Source organism: Streptomyces sp. NPDC006385 (assembly GCF_040612485.1).
GTDB lineage: Bacteria > Actinomycetota > Actinomycetes > Streptomycetales > Streptomycetaceae > Streptomyces.
On sequence record NZ_JBEXQG010000010.1, the window covers coordinates 103521 to 122653 of the forward strand.

The 19133-nt window shown below is 72.0% G+C and carries 21 protein-coding genes and 1 pseudogene; 18 read left to right on the forward strand and 4 right to left on the reverse strand.

What is annotated here, in order from left to right:
* The first annotated feature begins 79 nt into the window (after positions 1–79).
* Positions 80–1513 (forward strand): NAD-dependent malic enzyme, encoded by a 1434-nt coding sequence (locus tag ABZ078_RS10610; RefSeq protein ID WP_356573715.1) that lies wholly within the window; start codon positions 80–82, stop codon positions 1511–1513.
* Between the two features lie 380 nt (positions 1514–1893).
* Complete coding sequence (locus ABZ078_RS10615; protein ID WP_007498188.1) at positions 1894–2175, forward strand: HU family DNA-binding protein; 282 nt, start codon at positions 1894–1896, stop codon at positions 2173–2175.
* A gap of 152 nt (positions 2176–2327) precedes the next feature.
* On the opposite strand, the gene murA is transcribed toward ABZ078_RS10615, so the two are convergent.
* Positions 2328–3668, reverse strand: coding sequence for a UDP-N-acetylglucosamine 1-carboxyvinyltransferase (gene murA, locus ABZ078_RS10620; protein WP_356573717.1), 1341 nt, complete (start codon positions 3666–3668; stop codon positions 2328–2330).
* 252 nt (positions 3669–3920) lie between these two features.
* On the opposite strand from murA, the gene ABZ078_RS10625 reads away from it, so the two are divergent.
* The 5 genes from ABZ078_RS10625 to ABZ078_RS10645 all read left to right on the forward strand — a co-directional run bounded on the left by ABZ078_RS10625 (position 3921) and on the right by ABZ078_RS10645 (position 5783).
* A complete protein-coding gene (locus ABZ078_RS10625) occupies positions 3921–4493 on the forward strand; it encodes a YqgE/AlgH family protein (RefSeq protein ID WP_356573719.1) in 573 nt (190 codons plus the stop codon).
* Between the two features lie 116 nt (positions 4494–4609).
* Positions 4610–5038, forward strand: coding sequence for a hypothetical protein (locus tag ABZ078_RS10630; protein ID WP_356573935.1), 429 nt, complete (start codon positions 4610–4612; stop codon positions 5036–5038).
* Positions 4942–5247, forward strand: coding sequence for an IS200/IS605 family accessory protein TnpB-related protein (locus ABZ078_RS10635; protein ID WP_356573721.1), 306 nt, complete (start codon positions 4942–4944; stop codon positions 5245–5247). The genes ABZ078_RS10630 and ABZ078_RS10635 overlap by 97 nt, the downstream gene beginning before the upstream one ends.
* Positions 5162–5515, forward strand: coding sequence for a zinc ribbon domain-containing protein (locus tag ABZ078_RS10640; RefSeq protein WP_356573723.1), 354 nt, complete (start codon positions 5162–5164; stop codon positions 5513–5515). The genes ABZ078_RS10635 and ABZ078_RS10640 overlap by 86 nt, the downstream gene beginning before the upstream one ends.
* Positions 5502–5783, forward strand: a complete 282-nt coding sequence (locus ABZ078_RS10645; protein WP_004000877.1) for a DUF3039 domain-containing protein — start codon at positions 5502–5504, stop codon at positions 5781–5783. Before ABZ078_RS10640 ends, ABZ078_RS10645 begins: the two co-directional genes overlap by 14 nt.
* A 5-nt stretch (positions 5784–5788) precedes the next feature.
* Here the strand turns inward: ABZ078_RS10645 and ABZ078_RS10650 are convergent, their stop codons facing one another.
* Positions 5789–6052, reverse strand: coding sequence for a hypothetical protein (locus ABZ078_RS10650; protein ID WP_356573725.1), 264 nt, complete (start codon positions 6050–6052; stop codon positions 5789–5791).
* 172 nt (positions 6053–6224) lie between these two features.
* On the opposite strand from ABZ078_RS10650, the gene ABZ078_RS10655 reads away from it, so the two are divergent.
* The 7 genes and pseudogenes from ABZ078_RS10655 to ABZ078_RS10685 all read left to right on the forward strand — a co-directional run bounded on the left by ABZ078_RS10655 (position 6225) and on the right by ABZ078_RS10685 (position 14847).
* Entirely contained in the window at positions 6225–7838 is a 1614-nt protein-coding gene (locus ABZ078_RS10655; protein WP_356573926.1) for a beta-N-acetylhexosaminidase, read from the forward strand.
* Positions 7839–8064: 226 nt separating this feature from the next.
* The gene (locus ABZ078_RS10660) at positions 8065–8958 is read left to right on the forward strand and encodes an FAD binding domain-containing protein (protein ID WP_356573726.1); all 894 of its coding nucleotides are present in this window, start codon (positions 8065–8067) and stop codon (positions 8956–8958) included.
* The gene (locus ABZ078_RS10665) at positions 8955–10718 is read left to right on the forward strand and encodes a 2Fe-2S iron-sulfur cluster-binding protein (protein WP_356573728.1); all 1764 of its coding nucleotides are present in this window, start codon (positions 8955–8957) and stop codon (positions 10716–10718) included. Before ABZ078_RS10660 ends, ABZ078_RS10665 begins: the two co-directional genes overlap by 4 nt.
* Positions 10715–13024 carry a molybdopterin cofactor-binding domain-containing protein gene (locus tag ABZ078_RS10670; RefSeq protein ID WP_356573730.1) on the forward strand — a complete coding sequence of 770 codons (2310 nt, stop codon included), beginning with the start codon at positions 10715–10717 and terminating at the stop codon, positions 13022–13024. The genes ABZ078_RS10665 and ABZ078_RS10670 overlap by 4 nt, the downstream gene beginning before the upstream one ends.
* Positions 13021–13143 (forward strand): hypothetical protein, encoded by a 123-nt coding sequence (locus tag ABZ078_RS10675; RefSeq protein WP_356573732.1) that lies wholly within the window; start codon positions 13021–13023, stop codon positions 13141–13143. Before ABZ078_RS10670 ends, ABZ078_RS10675 begins: the two co-directional genes overlap by 4 nt.
* A gap of 85 nt (positions 13144–13228) precedes the next feature.
* A pseudogene (locus tag ABZ078_RS10680) lies at positions 13229–13465 on the forward strand (phosphotransferase); the annotation flags it as partial.
* Between the two features lie 185 nt (positions 13466–13650).
* On the forward strand, positions 13651–14847 hold the full coding sequence (locus tag ABZ078_RS10685; RefSeq protein ID WP_356573734.1) for an SUKH-4 family immunity protein: 1197 nt from the start codon (positions 13651–13653) through the stop codon (positions 14845–14847).
* Positions 14848–14960: 113 nt separating this feature from the next.
* Here the strand turns inward: ABZ078_RS10685 and ABZ078_RS10690 are convergent, their stop codons facing one another.
* On the reverse strand, positions 14961–15083 hold the full coding sequence (locus ABZ078_RS10690; RefSeq protein WP_356573736.1) for a hypothetical protein: 123 nt from the start codon (positions 15081–15083) through the stop codon (positions 14961–14963).
* Between the two features lie 145 nt (positions 15084–15228).
* Here ABZ078_RS10690 and ABZ078_RS10695 point away from each other — a divergent pair, with 145 nt between their 5' ends.
* Positions 15229–15435, forward strand: a complete 207-nt coding sequence (locus ABZ078_RS10695; RefSeq protein WP_356573737.1) for a GNAT family N-acetyltransferase — start codon at positions 15229–15231, stop codon at positions 15433–15435.
* A 47-nt stretch (positions 15436–15482) separates the two neighbouring features.
* Here ABZ078_RS10695 and ABZ078_RS10700 read toward each other — a convergent pair whose 3' ends face one another.
* Positions 15483–16742, reverse strand: coding sequence for an LPXTG cell wall anchor domain-containing protein (locus tag ABZ078_RS10700; RefSeq protein WP_356573739.1), 1260 nt, complete (start codon positions 16740–16742; stop codon positions 15483–15485).
* A gap of 255 nt (positions 16743–16997) precedes the next feature.
* On the opposite strand from ABZ078_RS10700, the gene ABZ078_RS10705 reads away from it, so the two are divergent.
* Genes ABZ078_RS10705 through ABZ078_RS10715 form a run of 3 tightly spaced genes read left to right on the forward strand, consistent with a single transcriptional unit; the run spans position 16998 to position 19056 of the window.
* Entirely contained in the window at positions 16998–18458 is a 1461-nt protein-coding gene (locus ABZ078_RS10705) for an MFS transporter (RefSeq protein WP_356573741.1), read from the forward strand.
* 32 nt (positions 18459–18490) lie between these two features.
* On the forward strand, positions 18491–18688 hold the full coding sequence (locus ABZ078_RS10710; RefSeq protein ID WP_124441851.1) for a hypothetical protein: 198 nt from the start codon (positions 18491–18493) through the stop codon (positions 18686–18688).
* Positions 18688–19056 (forward strand): Fic family protein, encoded by a 369-nt coding sequence (locus tag ABZ078_RS10715; protein ID WP_356573743.1) that lies wholly within the window; start codon positions 18688–18690, stop codon positions 19054–19056. Before ABZ078_RS10710 ends, ABZ078_RS10715 begins: the two co-directional genes overlap by 1 nt.
* Positions 19057–19133 lie beyond the last annotated feature (77 nt).

Below are 19133 nucleotides of genomic sequence, written 5' to 3' on the forward strand. Positions count from 1 at the left end.
GGCTAACTGCTACTCGGCGGTAGGTGCGACGATCGGACGGCACAACTCAGCTAAACGGTGAAAGCAGAGGAAGTCGGCCATGGCAACGGCGCCCAGCGTCTCCTACTCGATGACGGTCCGGCTGGAGGTGCCCGCGAGCGGAACCGCGGTCTCCCAGCTCACCACGGCCGTCGAGTCCCACGGAGGCTCGGTGACCGGCCTCGACGTGACCGCGTCCGGTCACGAGAAGCTCCGGATCGACGTCACCATCGCCGCCACCTCCACCGCGCACGCCGAGGAGATCGTCGAGCAGCTGCGCGGCATCGAGGGCGTCACGCTGGGCAAGGTCTCCGACCGTACGTTCCTCATGCACCTCGGCGGCAAGATCGAGATGGCGTCGAAGCACCCCATCCGCAACCGTGACGACCTGTCCATGGTCTACACGCCGGGTGTGGCCCGGGTCTGCATGGCGATCGCCGAGAACCCCGAGGACGCCCGCCGCCTGACCATCAAGCGCAACTCCGTTGCGGTTGTGACGGACGGTTCGGCGGTGCTGGGCCTCGGCAACATCGGCCCGAAGGCCGCGCTGCCCGTCATGGAGGGCAAGGCGGCCCTCTTCAAGCGGTTCGCCGGCATCGACGCCTGGCCGATCTGCCTCGACACCCAGGACACCGACGCCATCGTCGAGATCGTCAAGGCGATCGCCCCCGGGTTCGCCGGCATCAACCTGGAGGACATCTCCGCCCCGCGCTGCTTCGAGATCGAGGCGCGGCTGCGCGAGGCCCTCGACATCCCCGTCTTCCACGACGACCAGCACGGCACCGCGATCGTCGTCCTGGCCGCCCTCACCAACGCACTTCGCGTGACGGGCAAGGCCATTGAAAACATCCGCGTCGTGATGTCCGGCGCCGGCGCGGCCGGTACGGCCATCCTCAAGCTGCTGCTCGCGGCGGGCGTGAAGAACGCCGTCGTCGCCGACATCCACGGCGTCGTGCACGCCGGTCGCGAGGACCTGCGGGAGGCGCCCGTCGACTCGCCGCTGCGCTGGATCGCCGACAACACCAACCCCGAGGGCCTGACCGGCACGCTGAAGGAGGCCGTGCGCGGCGCGGACGTCTTCATCGGCGTCTCGGCCCCGAACGTGCTCGACGGTGACGACGTGGCCGCCATGGCCGAGGGTGCCATCGTATTCGCGCTCGCGAACCCGGACCCGGAGGTGGAGCCCGCAATCGCCCGTCAGACGGCGGCAGTTGTGGCCACGGGTCGCTCCGACTTCCCGAACCAGATCAACAACGTGCTGGTCTTCCCGGGTGTCTTCCGCGGTCTGCTGGACGCCCAGTCCCGCACGGTCAACACGGAGATGATGCTCGCGGCCGCGAAGGCGCTGGCCGACGTGGTGACCGAGGACGAGCTGAACCCGAACTACATCATCCCGAGCGTGTTCAACGACAAGGTCGCCGGCGCCGTCGCCGGTGCCGTACGGGAAGCCGCCAAGGCGGCGGGGGCGGCGACGGCCGGCCCGACCGGAGTCTGAGGACAAGGCCCGTTCAGGGCTTCGGCCGCGGCCCGGGAGCGACAGCCGCCCCCGGGCGCCGGCTGTGAGGATCACCACGGCAAGCCCTTGTGACGGCGCGTCGTGGAACCAAGGGCCTGGGGCGGCCGTTTATGGTGACGGCCAAGCTCGGGCCCTCTCTTCGTGTGACTCCCAAGGGTGTTCTCACGACTCCTCCGGGTGCCGGATTGGCTTTCCCGCCGCAGGTAGGGGCAGGATGCGTCTCTGGGCGCGAGGGTCTGACGACGGACCCGGGTCCGGGGACTGTCCGAGGACCCTGGCAGCATCGACTTCGCTGTGCCCGATATGCGGCTCCGCCGCGTGGCACGCCTCAAAGGCAAAAAGAACACGGGAGTAACAACATGAACCGCAGTGAGCTGGTGGCCGCGCTGGCCGACCGCGCCGAGGTGACCCGCAAGGACGCCGACGCCGTGCTGGCCGCGTTCGCCGAGACCGTCGGCGAGGTCGTCGCCAAGGGCGACGAGAAGGTCACCATCCCTGGCTTCCTGACCTTCGAGCGCACCCACCGTGCCGCTCGCACCGCGCGCAACCCGCAGACCGGCGACCCGATCCAGATCCCGGCCGGCTACAGCGTGAAGGTCTCCGCGGGCTCCAAGCTCAAGGAAGCCGCGAAGGGCAAGTGACCTTGCCGTCTGTACGCCACGAGACGGCGTACGGCTCGTAGAGAACGCCGATGGGGCGGCACCCGGACTTCGGGTGCCGCCCCATCGTGGTTGCGCTCACACGTGGCTTCCAGCGGCGGCGGGGCTGATCTCCCCGGCGCCGAGAGCCGCGGTCAGCCCAGTGCCTTGCCCGGCAGCTCCACCTTCGCGCCCAGTTCCACGAGCTTCTCCATGAAGTTCTCGTAGCCGCGGTTGATGAGGTCGATGCCGTGGACCCGGGACGTGCCCTGGGCCGCCAGGGCCGCGATGAGGTAGGAGAAGCCGCCGCGCAGGTCGGGGATGACCAGGTCGGCGCCCTGGAGTTTGGTGGGGCCGGAGACGACCGCGGAGTGCAGGAAGTTGCGCTGGCCGAAGCGGCAGTCGGAGCCGCCGAGGCACTCGCGGTAGAGCTGGATGTGCGCGCCCATCTGGTTCAGCGCGGAGGTGAAGCCGAGGCGGGACTCGTAGACCGTCTCGTGGATGATGGACAGCCCCGTGGCCTGGGTGAGGGCCACGACCAACGGCTGCTGCCAGTCCGTCTGGAAGCCGGGGTGCACGTCCGTCTCCAGGGCGATGGACTTCAACTGGCCACCGGGGTGCCAGAAACGGATGCCCTCGTCGTCGATCTCGAAGGCACCGCCCACCTTCCGGTAGGTGTTGAGGAACGTCATCATCGAGCGCTGCTGGGCGCCACGGACGTAGATGTTGCCCTCGGTCGCGAGCGCCGCGGACGCCCAGGAGGCGGCCTCCAGACGGTCCGGAAGGGCACGGTGGGCGTAACCGCCGAGCTTGTCCACACCGGTGATGCGGATCGTCCGGTCGGTGTCCATCGCGATGATGGCGCCCATCTTCTGCAGGACGCAGATGAGGTCCTCGATCTCGGGCTCCACGGCCGCGTTGGAGAGTTCCGTGACACCCTCCGCCAGCACCGCCGTCAGCAGCACCTGCTCGGTCGCGCCCACGGACGGGTACGGCAGCCGGATCTTCGTGCCGCGCAGCCGCTGCGGAGCCTCCAGGTACTGCCCGTCCGCCCGCTTCTCGATCCGCGCGCCGAACTGCCGCAGCACCTCGAAGTGGAAGTCGATGGGCCGGCCGCCGATGTCGCAGCCGCCGAGGCCGGGGATGAACGCGTGCCCGAGGCGGTGCAGAAGCGGGCCGCAGAACAGGATCGGGATCCGGCTCGAACCCGCGTGGGCATCGATGTCAGCGACGTTCGCGCTCTCCACGTGGGACGGGTCCATCACCAACTCGCCCGGTTCCTCACCCGGGCGGACCGTCACCCCGTGCAGTTGCAGCAGACCACGTACGACACGAACGTCACGGATGTCCGGTACGTTGCGCAGTCGACTTGGCGCGCTGCCCAGCAGGGCGGCGACCATGGCCTTCGGTACGAGGTTCTTCGCACCGCGGACACGGATCTCGCCCTCCAGCGGGGTTCCGCCGTGGACAAGCAGGACATCGTCGTTGACGGTCATGTATCTCGCGTTCCGATGAGTTGGGCAGGGGCCGGAGAGAAAGGGTAATCGCCGCCGACCCCCCTTAAGTAAGCCCGAGTACGGCTCAGGAACGTCATAGCTGTGTCACAACACGAACCGTTCGCTGTCGGGCACGAGCGGTCACCATTGCGTTCGTGCGCCGGGCGGCGCTCCTTTCCGCCCTGAGCTGCATTCACTCCCGAACCGGGATTGCCTCCCCACGCGAAGGGAAGATGCGGGATCATGTCTGGCATGACCGAGGTGTCCTCGCTCACAGGGCGGCTGCTCGTGGCAACGCCCGCCCTGGCGGACCCGAACTTCGACCGCGCGGTGGTGCTCCTTCTCGACCACGACGAGGAGGGCTCCCTCGGTGTCGTCCTCAACCGTCCGACCCCCGTGGACGTGGGCGACATCCTGGAGGGCTGGGCGGATCTCGCCGGCGAACCCGGCGTCGTGTTCCAGGGCGGCCCGGTGTCCCTCGACTCGGCGCTCGGCGTCGCCGTCATCCCCGGTGACGCGACCCGCGAGAGCGCCCCGCTGGGCTGGCGCCGGGTGCACGGCGCGATCGGGCTCGTGGACCTGGAGGCACCGCCCGAGCTGCTCGCCTCGGCCGTCGGCAGCCTGCGGATCTTCGCCGGGTACGCCGGCTGGGGACCGGGCCAGCTCGAGGACGAACTGGTGGAGGGCGCCTGGTACGTCGTCGAGTCCGAGCCGGGAGACGTCTCCTCGCCGTCGCCGGAGAGACTCTGGCGTGAGGTGCTGCGCCGCCAGCGCAACGAGCTCGCGATGGTGGCGACGTACCCGGACGACCCTTCGCTCAACTGATACACGTCAGCTTCAGCGGGGTCCTTGCGAGCAACTCCGGGCGTTCACGCCCGGGAGGAATCGTCCATGAGGGACGGTGCGGAGCACCGCAGCAGCGTCGAGTGCGGAAGACGTCCGTGCAGGCGGCGGCACTTGAGGTGACCCTGCGCGCGTGCGACGAGGCGGCCACGTGGGCCAGCGGCGTGGCCTTCGAAAAGGATGTGAAGAAGAACTTCGCGCTGCGCGAGCGCACCTACGGCGAGATCAAGGCCCGGTGGCGGCTGGGTGCCCAGGCCGCCCAGCACGTGATCAAGAAGATGTGCGACGCGTACGCGACGCTGAAGGCCAACCTGAAGGCCGGAAACCTGGGAAAGCCCGGCTCGACGCGGTACCGGAAAGCCATCGGGAAGCCGATCACCTTCCGCCCGGAGGGTGCGCAGCCCTCGCCACCACCAGTGACGGCGAGATCATGGCCGGGCGGGAGATCAACCGCGTCCGGGCACGCGAGCGCGGGCTGCGGGCCAAGCTGCAGAAGAAGAACACTCCGTCCGCCAAGCGCCGGCTGAAGAAGCGGCGGGGCAAGGAGGCGCGGCGGGCGAAGGACATCAACCACAAGATCGCGAAACATGTGGTGGCCGAGGCGGAACGCACCGGTCGCGGGATCGCCCTGGAGGATTTGACGGGCATCCGTGAGCGGGTACGGCTTCGAAAGCCCCAACGGGCCACTCACTCCAGCTGGTCGTTCGCACAGCTGCGCCGAGTGCGGGCACATTGACAAGGCGAACCGGGTCAGTCAGGCCTGGTTCGCGTGCCGGTCCTGCGGATTCGTTGATCACGCGGACCGGAACGGCTCCCGCACCATCCGCGCGCGTGCGTGGGAGTTGTGGCGACGCGGGGCCCAGTCAACGGCCCCTGCCCCACCACCGCGTCAGCGGGGTGTGACTGGACGCAAACGCAGCATCACCGCCAGTGGTGCCCGTTGTGCGAGCCCGTCGCTTCAGCGACGGGCGGTTGACTACTCTTGGCGTCATGAGCACTCTTGAGCCCGAGCGCGGGACTGGTACCGGGACCCTCGTAGAGCCGACGCCACAGGTGTCCCACGGCGACGGTGACCACGAGCGCTTCGCCCACTACGTCCAGAAGGACAAGATCATGGCGAGCGCCCTCGACGGCACCCCCGTCGTGGCGCTCTGCGGCAAGGTTTGGGTGCCTGGTCGCGACCCGAAGAAGTACCCCGTGTGTCCCATGTGCAAGGAGATCTACGAGTCCATGGGCGCGGGCGGCGACGACAAGGGCGACGGCAAGAAGTGACCCGCTCACAGCCGGACCTCTGAAGGCATCCGGGGCGCTTTTGGCGTGCCCGACAGGGCAGCGCGAAGACCTCTGCCGAAATTCTCGGTGGAGGTCTTCTGGCGCTCAGAAACCCGTAGGGGTTGCGAGGTCTGGCAGGCGGGGCAGTGCTCCAGCAGGCGCCGGTACGCGGCCCCCTCGGGATTGTCGTTGTCGACGACGAGGGCCTTTTGCATGTGGCCGTAGCCGCTGCCCTCGTCTCTCCGCTGCCGCTCGATACGGGATGCCATGCTCAGCCCCCGCACAGGTTCGCGTAGTGGCCGCACAGGGCGTTGGTGGAACGGGCGAGCCGTCCGGAGCCCTCAGCTGTACTCCCGCTTGGCTTCCAGGAACGGTTTGTACTCGTGCAGCGTCGGCTGGTGTCGGGGCTGGGCGGGGCGGTAAAGGACTGACGTGACCGAACTGATTCCGACGCCCCGGTACGCCCACACCTATGGCGGCCACTTCGAACTGGGACCCGACACCCGCCTGGTGGCGGGCGAGGGCGGCGGGGCGAGCGAGCGCTGGCTGCGCGGTGTGCTCGGGGCGGCCACCGGCCTTCCACTGGCCCCGGGAGACTCCCCCGAGAACGGCATCCAGCTGTACCTCCACCCCGCGGTGACCAAGGACCTCGGTGAGGAGGGCTACCGCCTGATGGTCCTGCGCGACACCGTGCATGTGGCCGGTGGCGGTCCGGCAGGACTCTTCTGGGGCGCCCAGACGCTACGGCAGTTGCTCGGCCCGGACGCCTACCGTCGCGCCCCCCTGCCGGGACGGCGGTGGCGGCTGCCGGCGACACACCTCAAGGACGCGCCCCGATTCCGGTGGCGTGGCCTCATGCTCGACGTCGCCCGGCACTTCATGCCCAAGGAAGGCGTCCTTCGCCACCTCGACCTGATGGCGGTCCACAAACTCAACGTCTTCCACTTCCATCTGACGGACGACCAGGGCTGGCGCATCGAGATCAGGAAGTACCCCAGGCTCACGGAGGTCGGCTCCTGGCGGGCGCGCACCAAATTCGGCCATCGGGCCTCCCCGCTGTGGGAGGAGAAGCCGCACGGTGGCTTCTACACCCAGGACGACATCCGCGAGATCGTCGCCTACGCCGCCGAGCGGCATATCACCGTCGTCCCCGAAATCGACGTACCGGGCCACTCGCAGGCCGCGATCGCCGCGTACCCGGAACTCGGCAACACCGACGTCATCGACACCACCACCCTCTCCGTCTGGGACAACTGGGGGATCTCTCCGAACGTACTCGCCCCCACTGACAACACCCTGCGCTTCTACGAGGGAGTCTTCGAGGAGGTCCTGGACCTGTTCCCGTCGCCGTTCGTTCACGTCGGCGGTGACGAATGCCTCAAGGAGCAGTGGAAGCGGTCGCCGGCCGCGCAGGCCCGTATCAGGGAACTCGGGCTCACCGGCGAGGACGAGCTCCAGGCATGGTTCATCGGCCACTTCGACAAGTGGCTCGCCGCGCGCGGGCGCAGGCTCATCGGCTGGGACGAGATCCTGGAGGGCGGGCTCGCGAAAGGGGCGGCGGTGTCGTCCTGGCGCGGATACGCGGGCGGGATCGCCGCCGCGCGGGCCGGGCACGACGTCGTCATGTGCCCCGAGCAGCAGGTGTACCTGGACCACCGTCAGGACGCGGGCTCCGACGAGCCGGTGCCGATCGGATACGTGCGCACGCTGGAGGACGTCTATCGGTTCGAGCCCGTCCCCGCGGAGTTGACGCCGGACGAGGCCCGGCACGTGCTCGGCGCGCAGGCCAACGTGTGGACCGAGGTGATGGAGGACCAGGCGCGCGTGGACTACCAGACGTTCCCGCGCCTCGCGGCCTTCGCCGAGGTCGCCTGGAGCAGCCTGCCCGCCCCGGCGCAGCGGGACTTCGCCGGCTTCGAGCGGCGGATGACCGCCCATTACGGGCGACTTGACGCCCTGGGAGTGGCGTACCGCCCGCCGACGGGACCGCGGCCGTGGCAGCGGCGCCCCGGTGTGCCCGGCCGCCCGATCGACGGGCCGCCCCCGAACAGGTAATGGAAAAAACCCGGCAAGGGGTCACCGAAGAGTGTCAATCGGTACGCATCGGCGATGCCGTGCGAAAACGGACCATCTCCCCGGTGAGGTGGGCGAATGCCTCCTAGCGGACCCGTGTCCTCGGCTCCTGCGAAGATGTGCCAGAGTTGCCACGTCCGCCCTGTCAGCACGTACGGTACGGCAACACAGGTGGGACAAGGTGGGGCAGCGGGAAGGGGCAGTCGGTTTGACCACGAGCGCACCGCAGGCGGCGCAGGCCGTGACGCTGCCCACGACGCTGGACGAGGCCGTGGCGGCACTCGGCGCCATGCCCGCCGCCGTTCCCGTCGCGGGCGGCACCGACCTCATGGCCGCCGTCAACTCCGGGCAGCTCCGGCCCGCCGCCCTGGTGGGCCTCGGCCGGATCAGCGAGATCCGTGGCTGGCAGTACCAGGACGGTCACGCCCTGCTCGGCGCCGGCCTGACGCACGCCCGCATGGGCCGCCCCGACTTCGCCGCCCTGATCCCGGCGCTCGCGGCCGCCGCGCGCGCCGCGGGCCCGCCGCAGATCCGCAACGCCGGCACGCTCGGCGGCAACATCGCCTCGGCGTCCCCGACCGGTGACGCGCTGCCGGTCCTCGCCGCCCTCGAAGCGACCCTGATCGTCGCGGGCCCGGGCGGAGCCCGCCGGGAGGTCCCGGTGTCGCACCTGCTGGCCGGCATGGAGATGCTTCGCGCGGGCGAACTCATCGGCTACGTGCGCGTGCCGCTGCTGCACGCCCCGCAGGTCTTCCTCAAGGCCACCGGCCGCACCGGCCCGGGCCGCGCGATGGCGTCCGTCGCGGTCGTCCTCGACCCCGCCCGGCGCGGAGTCAGGTGCGCCGTGGGCGCCATAGCGCCGATGCCGCTCAGGCCCCTGGAGGCCGAGCACTGGGTCGCCCAGTTGATCGACTGGGACAACAACCGCGCGATCGTCCCCGAGGCGCTGCACGCCTTCGGGGAGTACGTCGCCGCGGCCTGCATCCCCGACCCGGCCCCGGCCGAGGACGGCTCCGTGACTCAGCATCCGCCCGCCGTACTGCACCTGCGGCGCACCGTCGCCGCGCTGGCCCGACGAGCACTGGGGAGGGCGCTGTCGTGACCGACGACCAGCACGGAGAGGACACGCCCCAGGGCGGGAGTCGCTGGGACCCGCTGCCCCAGGGTGACTACGACGACGGCGCCACCGCCTTCGTCAAGCTCCCCGAAGGGGGCGTCGACGCCCTCCTGGCCTCCTCCGACAGTCCGCTCGCCGCGCCCGGTCACGGGTATGTGCCGCCGCGGATAACGGTCGCGCCGGGATCGGCCGAGGGCACCGACCCCGCGGCCCCCGGTGGCTGGCCGGTCGCGGGCGCGCCCGCCGAGGGCGCCCGGTGGCCCGACCCGAACGCCGCCGGACAGGACACGGGCGGCGACCGGTTCGCGTACAACCCCGGGGCCACCCAGCAGTGGAACTTCTCGGAGACCGGGACGGGTCAGGAGGCCGCCGCGGCGCCCGGTCACGACGTCACCGGACAGTGGTCGATCCCCGTCGCCGACGGCGACCTTCCGGACGAATCGGGCGAGTTCACCACCTCGTCACTCGTCGAGCAGTGGGGCGGAACCCCTCCCGCCACGCTCCCGGGCGGCGCGCCCGCGCCGTGGGCGACGCAGGCGACCGGGGAGCCGTGGGGGCAGCAGGCGCAGGCCGCGCCGGCCCAGGAGCGGTCCGTGGCGCACGGCGGCGACCAGCCCGCCGTACGGCCCGACGCGCAGGCCCCGACGCACCCGCGGCACGCGCACGACCAGCACCTCCACGAGCAGCCCGCGGCGGCCGCGCAGGCGCCGGGGCACCCGGACCCGCAGGAGCACACGCCCGCCGCACCGGGCTCGGACCCGCACGCGCGCGTGACGGCCGCCGAACTCGCCCCGGACGCGCACCCGCACGAGCGGCCCGCCGAGACCGCCGGGCAGGTGTCCGTGGAAGCCTTCACGCGGCCGCGCGACGAACCCGGCGCCGAGCCCCCACAGCCCGCTCCTGAGGCCCCTCAGGCCGCGGACGACACCCAGGGCGCCCCGGGCGCCCCGGACCCCGCAGAGGCCGCTGACGCCCCCGCCGAGCCTCCCGCGGACACCGCTCCGGACAGCGCGGCGGACGCGGAGCCCGAGGCGGAAACCGCCGGGGAGCCCGCGCAGACGGCCCCCTCCGACGACGTACCGCCGCCTCCCGGCGAGGAACACCCCCTCGCCTCCTACGTCCTGCGCGTCAACGGCGTCGACCGGCCCGTCTCGGACGCCTGGATCGGTGAGTCGCTGCTCTACGTGCTGCGCGAGCGGCTCGGCCTCGCGGGCGCCAAGGACGGCTGCTCGCAGGGCGAGTGCGGGGCGTGCAACGTGCAGGTCGACGGACGGCTCGTCGCGTCCTGCCTGGTGCCCGCCGTGACCGCCGCCGGCAGCGAGGTCCGCACGGTCGAGGGCCTGGCCGCCGACGGACACCCCTCCGACGTGCAGCGGGCACTCGCGCGGTGCGGCGCGGTGCAGTGCGGCTTCTGCGTGCCCGGCATGGCGATGACCGTGCACGACCTGCTGGAGGGCAATCCGGCGCCGACCGAGCTGGAGACCCGCCAGGCGCTGTGCGGCAACCTGTGCCGCTGCTCCGGCTACCGGGGCGTGGTGGAGGCAGTCAAGGAAGTCGTCGCCGAGCGCGAGGCACAGACGGCGTCCGAGGGCGAACGGGACGGGGACGAGCCGCGTATCCCCCACCAGGCGGGTCCGGGCGCCGGTGGCGTCAACCCGTCGGCGTTCGAGGCACCCGGGGCCATGAACCCGCGGCCCACGGGACCGCATGACCAGGCGTACGGACAGGACGGAGGCCAGGCGTGAGCAACGAAGCCGCCACCGCGACCACAGCCGCGGAGGCAGCACCCGCCCCCGAGTCGATCCCGCACGGCATCGGCGCCTCCCTGCCGGCCGCCGACGCCGGCGCCAAGACCGAGGGCACCTTCCCGTACGCGGCCGACCTGTGGGCCGAGGGCCTGCTGTGGGCGGCCGTACTGCGCTCACCGCACCCGCACGCGCGCATCACGTCCATCGACACGTCCCACGCGCGCGAGATGCCCGGCGTCCGGGCCGTCGTCACGCACGAGGACGTCCCCGGCAACCCGGTGTACGGCCGCGGCCAGGCCGACCGCCCGGTCTTCGCCTCCGAGGTGGTACGCCACCACGGCGAGCCCATCGCCGCCGTCGCCGCCGACCACCCCGACACCGCACGCCTGGCCGCCGCGGCCGTCATCGTCGAGTACGAGGTACTCGACCCGGTGACCGACCCCGAGCAGGCCTTCGAGGCCGAGCCGCTGCACCCCGACGGCAACCTGATCCGCCACATCCCGCTGCGCCACGGCGACCCCGACGCGGCCGGCGAGATCGTCGTCGAGGGCCTGTACCGCATCGGCCGCCAGGACCCGGCCCCCATCGGCGCCGAGGCGGGCCTCGCCGTACCGCGCCCCGACGGCGGCGTGGAGCTCTACCTGGCCTCGACCGACCCGCACACCGACCGCGACCGGGCCGCCGCCTGCTACGGCCTGGAGCCCGAGCGCGTCAAGGTCGTCGTCACCGGCGTCCCCGGCGCCACCGCCGACCGCGAGGACCAGGGCTTCCAGCTCCCGCTCGGCCTGCTGGCGCTCAGGACCGGCTGCCCGGTGAAGCTGACGGCCACGCGCGAAGAGTCCTTCCTGGGCCACACGCACCGGCACCCCACCCTCCTCCGGTACCGCCACCACGCGGACGCCGAGGGCAGGCTGGTGAAGGTCGAGGCGCAGATCCTGCTGGACGCGGGCGCGTACGCCGACACGTCCTCCGACGCCCTGGCCGCCGCGGTCGCCTTCGCCTGCGGCCCGTACGTCGTCCCGAACGCCTTCATCGAGGGCTGGGCCGTCCGCACCAACAACCCGCCCTCCGGCCATGTGCGCGGCGAGGGCGCCATGCAGGTGTGCGCCGCGTACGAGGCGCAGATGGACAAGCTGGCCAAGAAGCTCGGCGTGGACCCGGCGGAGCTGCGCCTGCGCAACGTCATGGCGACGGGCGACGTGCTGCCGACGGGCCAGACGGTGACCTGCCCGGCCCCCGTGGCCGAACTGCTCCAGGCCGTACGGGACTACCCCCTCCCGCCGCTGCCCAAGGACACGCCGGAGGACGAGTGGCTGCTGCCCGGCGGCCCCGAGGGCGCGGGGGAACCGGGTGCCGTGCGGCGGGGCGTCGGCTACGGCCTGGGCATGGTGCACATGCTCGGCGCCGAGGGCGCGGACGAGGTCTCCACGGCGACGGTCAAGGTCCACGACGGCGTGGCGACGGTGCTGTGCGCCGCCGTCGAGACCGGCCAGGGCTTCACGACGCTGGCCCGGCAGATCGTCCAGGAGACCCTGGGCATCGACGAGGTGCACGTGGCACCCGTCGACACCGACCAGCCCCCGGCGGGAGCGGGCTGCCGCGGCCGCCACACCTGGGTGTCGGGCGGCGCGGTGGAGCGGGCGGCCAAGATGGTCCGTACGCAGCTGCTCCAGCCGCTGGCGCACAAGTTCGGCATGTCCACCGAACTGCTCCAGATCACCGACGGCAAGATCACCTCGTACGACGGCGTGCTGTCGACCACCGTCACCGAGGCGCTGGACGGCAAGGAACTGTGGGCGACGGCCCAGTGCCGCCCCCACCCCACCGAACCGCTGAACGAGACGGGCCAGGGCGACGCCTTCGTGGGCATGTCCTTCTGCGCGATCCGCGCGGTGGTGGACGTCGACATCGAACTGGGCTCGGTACGGGTGGTCGAGCTGGCGCTCGCCCAGGACGTCGGCCGCGTGCTGAACCCGGCCCAGCTGGAGGCCCGCCTGGAGGCGGGCGTGACGCAGGGCGTGGGCATAGCGCTCACGGAGAACCTGCGCTCGGCACGCGGCCTGATCCGCCACCCGGACCTGACGGGCTACGCACTGCCGACGGCCCTGGACGCCCCGGACATCCGGATCGTGAAGCTGGTGGAGGAACGGGACGTGGTGGCGCCGTTCGGCGCGAAGGCGGTGAGCGCGGTGCCGGTCGTGACCTCGCCGGCGGCCATCGCCTCCGCGGTACGGGCCGCGACCGGCCGCCCGGTGAACCGGCTGCCGATCCGGCCGCAGGCCGCGGTGGTGACGGGGCAGTGACCGAGCCGGATCCGCCGCGCTACGAACCCGCCCCCGGTGTGGGCAGGCTGGCGCTGTGGATCCTGCTGTTCCTGCTCGCCGCGATCGTCGTCGTCCTGGGCGGCGTGTACCTCACGTGATGCGCGCGGTGGTGCTCGTGACCGGGGACGGGGTACCTCCCGCGCCCTTTGGGCCGCGGGGGAGCCGGCCGGGAAGTCCGCGGTCGGGGACGTCTTCCGGCGCATGATCGTCTCCGGACGCGGGGAGTACGAACCGGGCACGGCGGACGCGAACGCGGAGGCAGGGCGGGCGAAGACGGGCTACGGGGACCGGACCGTCGAGCGGTTGGACGGGGAGCTGCGGGCGCGGACGCCGCGCGTCGGGCTGTGGGTGGACTCCTCGGAGCCGACCGTGGGGGAGACGGGCGACGCGATTCTGGCGGGGCGGGAACGGGCGGGGGTGCGCCGACGTCTTGTGGGGTGGACCGGCGGCGCGGTGTTCGGGCGTGGCCGGATCCGCGCTCGTCCGGCGCGTTGTCAGTGGTGGCGCGTAGTGTTCTGGGCAGTGGGACGGCCGCCGAGCCCGGTGGGCTGGTCGATCGGCTGTGTCCCGCCCGGGGCTGTGAGCGAGCACATGCGGGGGAGTCCATGAGCACGACCATTACGACCTGCGCCGGTGACACGGCGGTCATCCTGACCGAGACCGAGCTGGATCCGTACGTCACGCACGCGTCGACGCGGCGATGGCTGACGGGCCCCGGATTGCCGTGCGACAGCGGTGTGTTGAGCTTCGCCGAGCTGTGCCGTGAGGGTCTGCGGACGGTGGCGGACTCGACGGGCGACGCGGAGGACCGACTGGCCGCCCGGCTGCGGGACCAGTTGGTGATAGGCGGGCTGCTGGGCCCCGGCGCCCTGGAGACGGAGTCGGTCCTGCTGGACGGTGCGACGGGCGAGATCTCGACGACGTACGTCCTGCACGACCGCCCCGACCTGATGGACCGCCGCCCCCTGGCATCGTCCCTGCGGACGCTGGTCCGCTTCGCGGAGGCGACGGACGAACTGGCGGGCCTGCGCGGACAGTTCGCCTCCTACGTCGGCCGTTACGGCCCGCAGGCGGTCGCGGAGGCGTCGCGGCAGCTGCTCACCGTGTTCGAGGAGGGCGCGCAGGGCGAGCCGGCGCCGTTCTGGAAGATGGCGGCCCTGATCCGCCCGCTGGCGCTCGTGGCGGGCCGGGCCGGGCAGTCCGGTCTGGCCCTGGACCTGCCATCGCGTCTCCTGGACCAGGAGTTCGGCCGGCGCGAGGTGGTGCGCTTCGAGGAGGTCGACTTCCCCGCCACGCTCACGCACGAGCCGACCCGCCGCTTCCTGCGCGAGGTGGGGCTGCCGGAGGACGGCTTCCTGTTCTGCCTCGACACGGACGTACCCCTGGCGACGCTGGCCGAGCACTACGCCGACGCCGACGCCTCGGCCGAACTCCCCGCCTGGGCCGACCACTTGATACGCCTCGGTCACCTTGTCGAGGACCACAGCCTGGTCGTCGACGGCGAGACGGGCGCGGTCCTGAACTGGAGCGAGCCCGAGGCGAGGCTGTTCCCCCTGAACACGGACGTCTCGACTCTCGCCTTCACGCTCTGGCTGCTGCACCGCGAGCAGGCGATCGACGAGGAGTCGGGCCACGAGCTGACGACCGACACCTACGACCAACTGGCCATGACGATGCTCCAGGTCCTGTCGACGGTCGACCCGACCGGCACCGAGGCAGGGAGAAACGGCCGGCACTACTGGACGGAGGTGTTCCAGGACGAGGCGAGTGGGGTGCTGGAAGCGGTGGGCGCGGGGCGGTGAGGTGACCGGCGGGCGAGGCGTGGCGTGGTCCGATTCAGGTGCCGGGCGCCCCTGATGGGGCGATGCACGGGCGGCCTGTGAGGGGGAGATCGACAGTGCCCGCATGGACACCCTCACCGGTCCGCCCGGCCGAACCGGGCGAGTTGGCCGTCGTCGCCGGACTGCGCCGGCAGTGGATCCTGGAGACCGACGGCGCGGCGCCGGCGGCCGTCGACGAAGAGGAATTCCTGCGGCACTTCCTCCCCTGGGCGGGCCGCAACGCCTCCTCGCACCGCTGCATGGCGCTGGTCCGCGGCACGAGATCATCGGCATGGCCTGGCCGGCGGTCGTCCCCCGCGTGCCGACCCCGCACGCGCTGCACCGGGCGTCCGGTGACCTCCCGTGCGCGTACGTGGTCCGGAGACGCGCGACGCGGGGCTGGGCGGCCGTCTGATCACCGAGACCCTGGCCAGGGCGGGGGAACTCGGTCTGGAGCGGGTCACCGTCCACTCCTCACCCCGGGCGATCCCCGCGTACGCCCGCCTGGGCTTCGAGAACTCGCCGCGCCTCCTTCAGCCGCATGTCCCGCGGGGGACGCCGTACTCCTGAGGCCGGGTGTGCGTGGCTGCCGGCCTCAGGGACGGGTGGCGGTGCCGTCAGGAGGACTTGGCGGCCGCGCGGCGGCGTACGGCCAGGACCAGGGCACCGCCGAGGGCGGCCGCGGCGGCTGCGGCTCCGGCGAGGAGCGGGGTGCCGTCGGAGCCGGTGCTCGCGAGGTTGCCGTCGACGGATCCGGTGCCGCCGGTCGAGGCGCCCGCCGAGGTGCCGGCCGACGTGGAGCCCGTGCCGCCTGAACCGCCGGTGCCGCCCGTGCCGCCGGTGGACTGGCCCTCGGGGTCGTTGCCGTCGCCGCCCGTGGTGGAGCCGCCGCCCGAAGAACCGCCGGTGGAGGAGCCGCCGGAGGTGGCGGGGCCGGGCTCGTTGTCGGTGGGGACGTCGATGCGGAGCCAGTCCTTGTCGTTGGCGGGGTTCTTGTCGAACGCCGGGCGGATGTCGTACACGGAGGTCGCCTTCACCTCACCCTTGATGGTGCCCTTCACATCGGCGCCGATCTTCAGCATGAAGGTGTGGGCGAGCGACTCGCCGACCTCGATGGTGTGGTCGTCGGGCCAGCAGACGTAGGTGGACTTGCCCGGCGTCCCTGCGGGCCCGGAGGGACCGTCGATGCCGAACGGAGCGCAGTCCTCGGGCACTTCCACGGCGGAGGCGCCCGGCGGGATCCGCACCATGAGCGCCGTCTGGTCGTCGCTCTCCTGGTTCTGGATCCAGCCGGGGCCGTCGTTGCGGAGCTTCACCGTGACCGACTGCCGGTCGCCGGCGAGCGCCTCGGTCCACTCGCCGACCGCGACGAGGTCGGCCGAACTGTCCGCGGTGAGGGTCAGGCGCCGGTGACTGTCGTCGAACCCCTCGCCCGGGGCCTCACCGGTGGGCCCGGTGCCGTACTCGACGGCTTCCATCAGCGCCTTCGGCAGCGCCTTGAACCGCACGGGCGTCTCGATGGAGGCGCCGGGTGCGATGACGGTGTCGAGCTCGCAGAGCGCCTGCCTGACCTGGTCCCCGATGGTCGAGTAGGCGCAGCCCGCCACGGGCTCGGGGAAGTCGAGCCCCCGGGTCAGCCGGATCCGGAAGGTGACGCCGTCGGCGGCCGCGGCGCCCTTGTTGGTGATGACGACGGACTCGTCGTACACGTCGCCCGGCTTGGGAGACGTACGCGGCAGGTTCGAGACCACCAGGGAGGGCTCGGCCTCCTCGGCGGACGCCACGGGAGCGGTGGCCACGGGGACGGCCGCGACGATCGCGGCAGCGGCCACGAGGGCTGCCGAGGGGCGGATGTGCGGGCGCGTGTGGTGGCGCACGGTTGGTCTCCTCGTCGGGACAGGAAGCACGGCGACCGGAGCTTTGCCGTCCAGTCATGTCCTGGACATCTGGAGGGGGGCCAGGGTTGTGCTGCCGTACGTGGAGACGGTGGGGAGGGGGATCGAACCACTGCAACTCCCCGGCGCGCGGAGCTCGTTGATGGGGGAACCCCGGTGGTCGTACGGCCAAGGTCGCATGGAGGGACCGTCTCTCGACAGGGGTCAATGTCGGTTGTGGCCCTTACGCTGGCGTCCATGACCGCCCTCGAGCCGCGCGACGCCCGTGTCGCGAAGACGTCCGACGACCCGTCACCGCGCGCGACCGAGGAGACCGTGTTGAGCCGGTCCTATCGGGCGCTCAGTGTCGGGATCGTCTCCGTCGTGCTGCTCATCGCCTTCGAGGCGACCGCCGTGGGGACGGCCATGCCCGTGGCCGCGCGGGAGCTGGACGGGGTCCCGCTGTACGCGTTCGCGTTCTCGGGGTACTTCACCACCAGCCTGTTCGGGATGGTGCTCGCGGGGCAGTGGTCGGACCGGCGCGGGCCGTTGGGCCCGCTGACCACGGGCATCGCCTCCTTCGGGGCCGGGCTGCTGCTGTCCGGGACCGCCGGCGCCATGTGGGTGTTCATCCTCGGCCGGGCCGTGCAGGGGCTCGGCGGAGGGCTCGTGATCGTCGCGTTGTACGTCGTCGTCGGCCGGGTCTATCCCGAGCGGCTGCGGCCGGCGATCATGGCGGCGTTCTCGGCGAGCTGGGTCGTGCCGTCGATCGTGGGGCCGCTGGCCTCCGGGGCGGTGACCGAGCATCTGGGCTGGCGCTGGGTGTTCGTCGGGATCCCGGTGCTCGTCGTGTTCCCGCTCGCCCTCGCGCTGCCGCAGATACGCCGCCGGGCGGGCGGACCGCTCGACGACTCCGCCCGCGCCGCCTCCTTCGACCGGCGCCGCATCCGGCTCGCCCTCGGCATCTCCCTCGGCGCCGGCCTGCTGCAGTACGCCGCCCAGGACCTGCGGTGGCTCTCGCTCGTCCCCGGCGTCGTCGGCGCCGCGCTCCTCGTCCCGGCGGTGCTCGGTCTGCTCCCGCGCGGCACCTACCGGGCGGCGCGCGGGCTGCCGTCCGTGGTGCTGTTGCGCGGGGTCGCCGCGGGGTCCTTCATCGCCGCCGAGTCCTTCGTGCCGCTGATGCTGGTCACCCAGCGGGGACTGTCGCCGACGCTCGCCGGGTTCTCGCTCGCGGCGGGTGGGGCGACGTGGGCGCTGGCGTCGTGGGTGCAGTCGCGGCCGCGGGTGGAGCCGTACCGGGAGCGGTTGATGACGGTCGGGATGCTGCTGGTCGCCGCCGCGATCGCCGCCGCGCCGAGCGTGCTGATCGACTCCGTGCCCGCCTGGACCGTCGCCGTCGCCTGGGCGTTCGGCTGCTTCGGGATGGGGCTGGTGATCTCCTCCACCAGCGTGCTCCTGCTCCACCTCTCCGCCCCCGAGGAGGCCGGCACCAACTCCGCCGCCCTCCAGATCTCCGACGGACTGTCCAACGTCGTCCTCCTCTCGGCGGGCGGCGCCGCGTTCGCCGCGCTGGGCGGGGGTGCGGTGGGTCATACGGCGGTGGGGGCGGCCGGGGCCGGGGCGCATCCGGTGGCGTTCGCGGCGGTGTTCCTGCCGATGGCGGGGGTGGCGTTGGTGGGGGCTTGGGTGACTACGCGGTTGCGGGGCGAATCTCGGTGACACCAAGTGGTACCACGCAGTACCATCGAGCCATGGCTGGACTGAACCTGCGGTTTACGGACGAGGAGCTCGACGCGCTGCGCGAGCGTGCGGCTGCAGAGGGACGCAGCATGCAGGCCTTCGCGCACGACGCCGTGATCGCGGCCATAAACGAACACTCGCGGCTGTTCAACGAGGCGGCCGAACACGTGCTCAAGGCCAGCGCCGAGCTGAACCGGAGGCTCGCCTGATGCACTACCTCACTCTGCCCGAGCTGCTGAACCTCGCGAAGCGGCTCGGGGCGGACGAGGTGCGCGACTACGGGCTCCTGGACTCCGCCCTGGCACGTCCGCAGTCGAGCGTGTTCGGGCAGGACGCCTACCCGGACGTGTGGCAGAAGGCCGCGGCGCTGATGGAGTCCCTCGCCCGCAACCGCGCCCTCGTAGACGGAAACAAGCGCATCGCCTGGTACGCGACCTGGGTCTTCCTGCACATGAATGGGCATCCCCTCGACGCGGACTTTGACGTGGACGAGGCCGAGCGGTTCGTGCTGGACGTCTGCCAGGGCGCCCTGAACGTGCCCAAGATCGCGGCTCAGTTGCCCCGCTTCGCGCGCTGACTGTGACCTCGGTCCCACCGGCGCGTGACCCGGCCCCGTCCGCGCGTTGACGCGACCGGGCCGCCGGTAGGGTGGCC

What these genes read in the sequence shown, in the direction of transcription:
- ABZ078_RS10650 (WP_356573725.1), bottom strand. Translation starts at nt 6,052, where the DNA reads ATGGCATCCCGTATCGAGCGGCAGCGGAGAGACGAGGGCAGCGGCTAC.
- ABZ078_RS10625 (WP_356573719.1), top strand. Translation starts at nt 3,921, where the DNA reads ATGACCGAGGTGTCCTCGCTCACAGGGCGGCTGCTCGTGGCAACGCCC.
- ABZ078_RS10610 (WP_356573715.1), top strand. Translation starts at nt 80, where the DNA reads ATGGCAACGGCGCCCAGCGTCTCCTACTCGATGACGGTCCGGCTGGAG.
- ABZ078_RS10645 (WP_004000877.1), top strand. Translation starts at nt 5,502, where the DNA reads ATGAGCACTCTTGAGCCCGAGCGCGGGACTGGTACCGGGACCCTCGTA.
- murA (WP_356573717.1), bottom strand. Translation starts at nt 3,668, where the DNA reads ATGACCGTCAACGACGATGTCCTGCTTGTCCACGGCGGAACCCCGCTG.
- ABZ078_RS10705 (WP_356573741.1), top strand. Translation starts at nt 16,998, where the DNA reads ATGACCGCCCTCGAGCCGCGCGACGCCCGTGTCGCGAAGACGTCCGAC.
- ABZ078_RS10715 (WP_356573743.1), top strand. Translation starts at nt 18,688, where the DNA reads ATGCACTACCTCACTCTGCCCGAGCTGCTGAACCTCGCGAAGCGGCTC.
- ABZ078_RS10710 (WP_124441851.1), top strand. Translation starts at nt 18,491, where the DNA reads ATGGCTGGACTGAACCTGCGGTTTACGGACGAGGAGCTCGACGCGCTG.
- ABZ078_RS10615 (WP_007498188.1), top strand. Translation starts at nt 1,894, where the DNA reads ATGAACCGCAGTGAGCTGGTGGCCGCGCTGGCCGACCGCGCCGAGGTG.
- ABZ078_RS10635 (WP_356573721.1), top strand. Translation starts at nt 4,942, where the DNA reads ATGGCCGGGCGGGAGATCAACCGCGTCCGGGCACGCGAGCGCGGGCTG.
- ABZ078_RS10685 (WP_356573734.1), top strand. Translation starts at nt 13,651, where the DNA reads ATGAGCACGACCATTACGACCTGCGCCGGTGACACGGCGGTCATCCTG.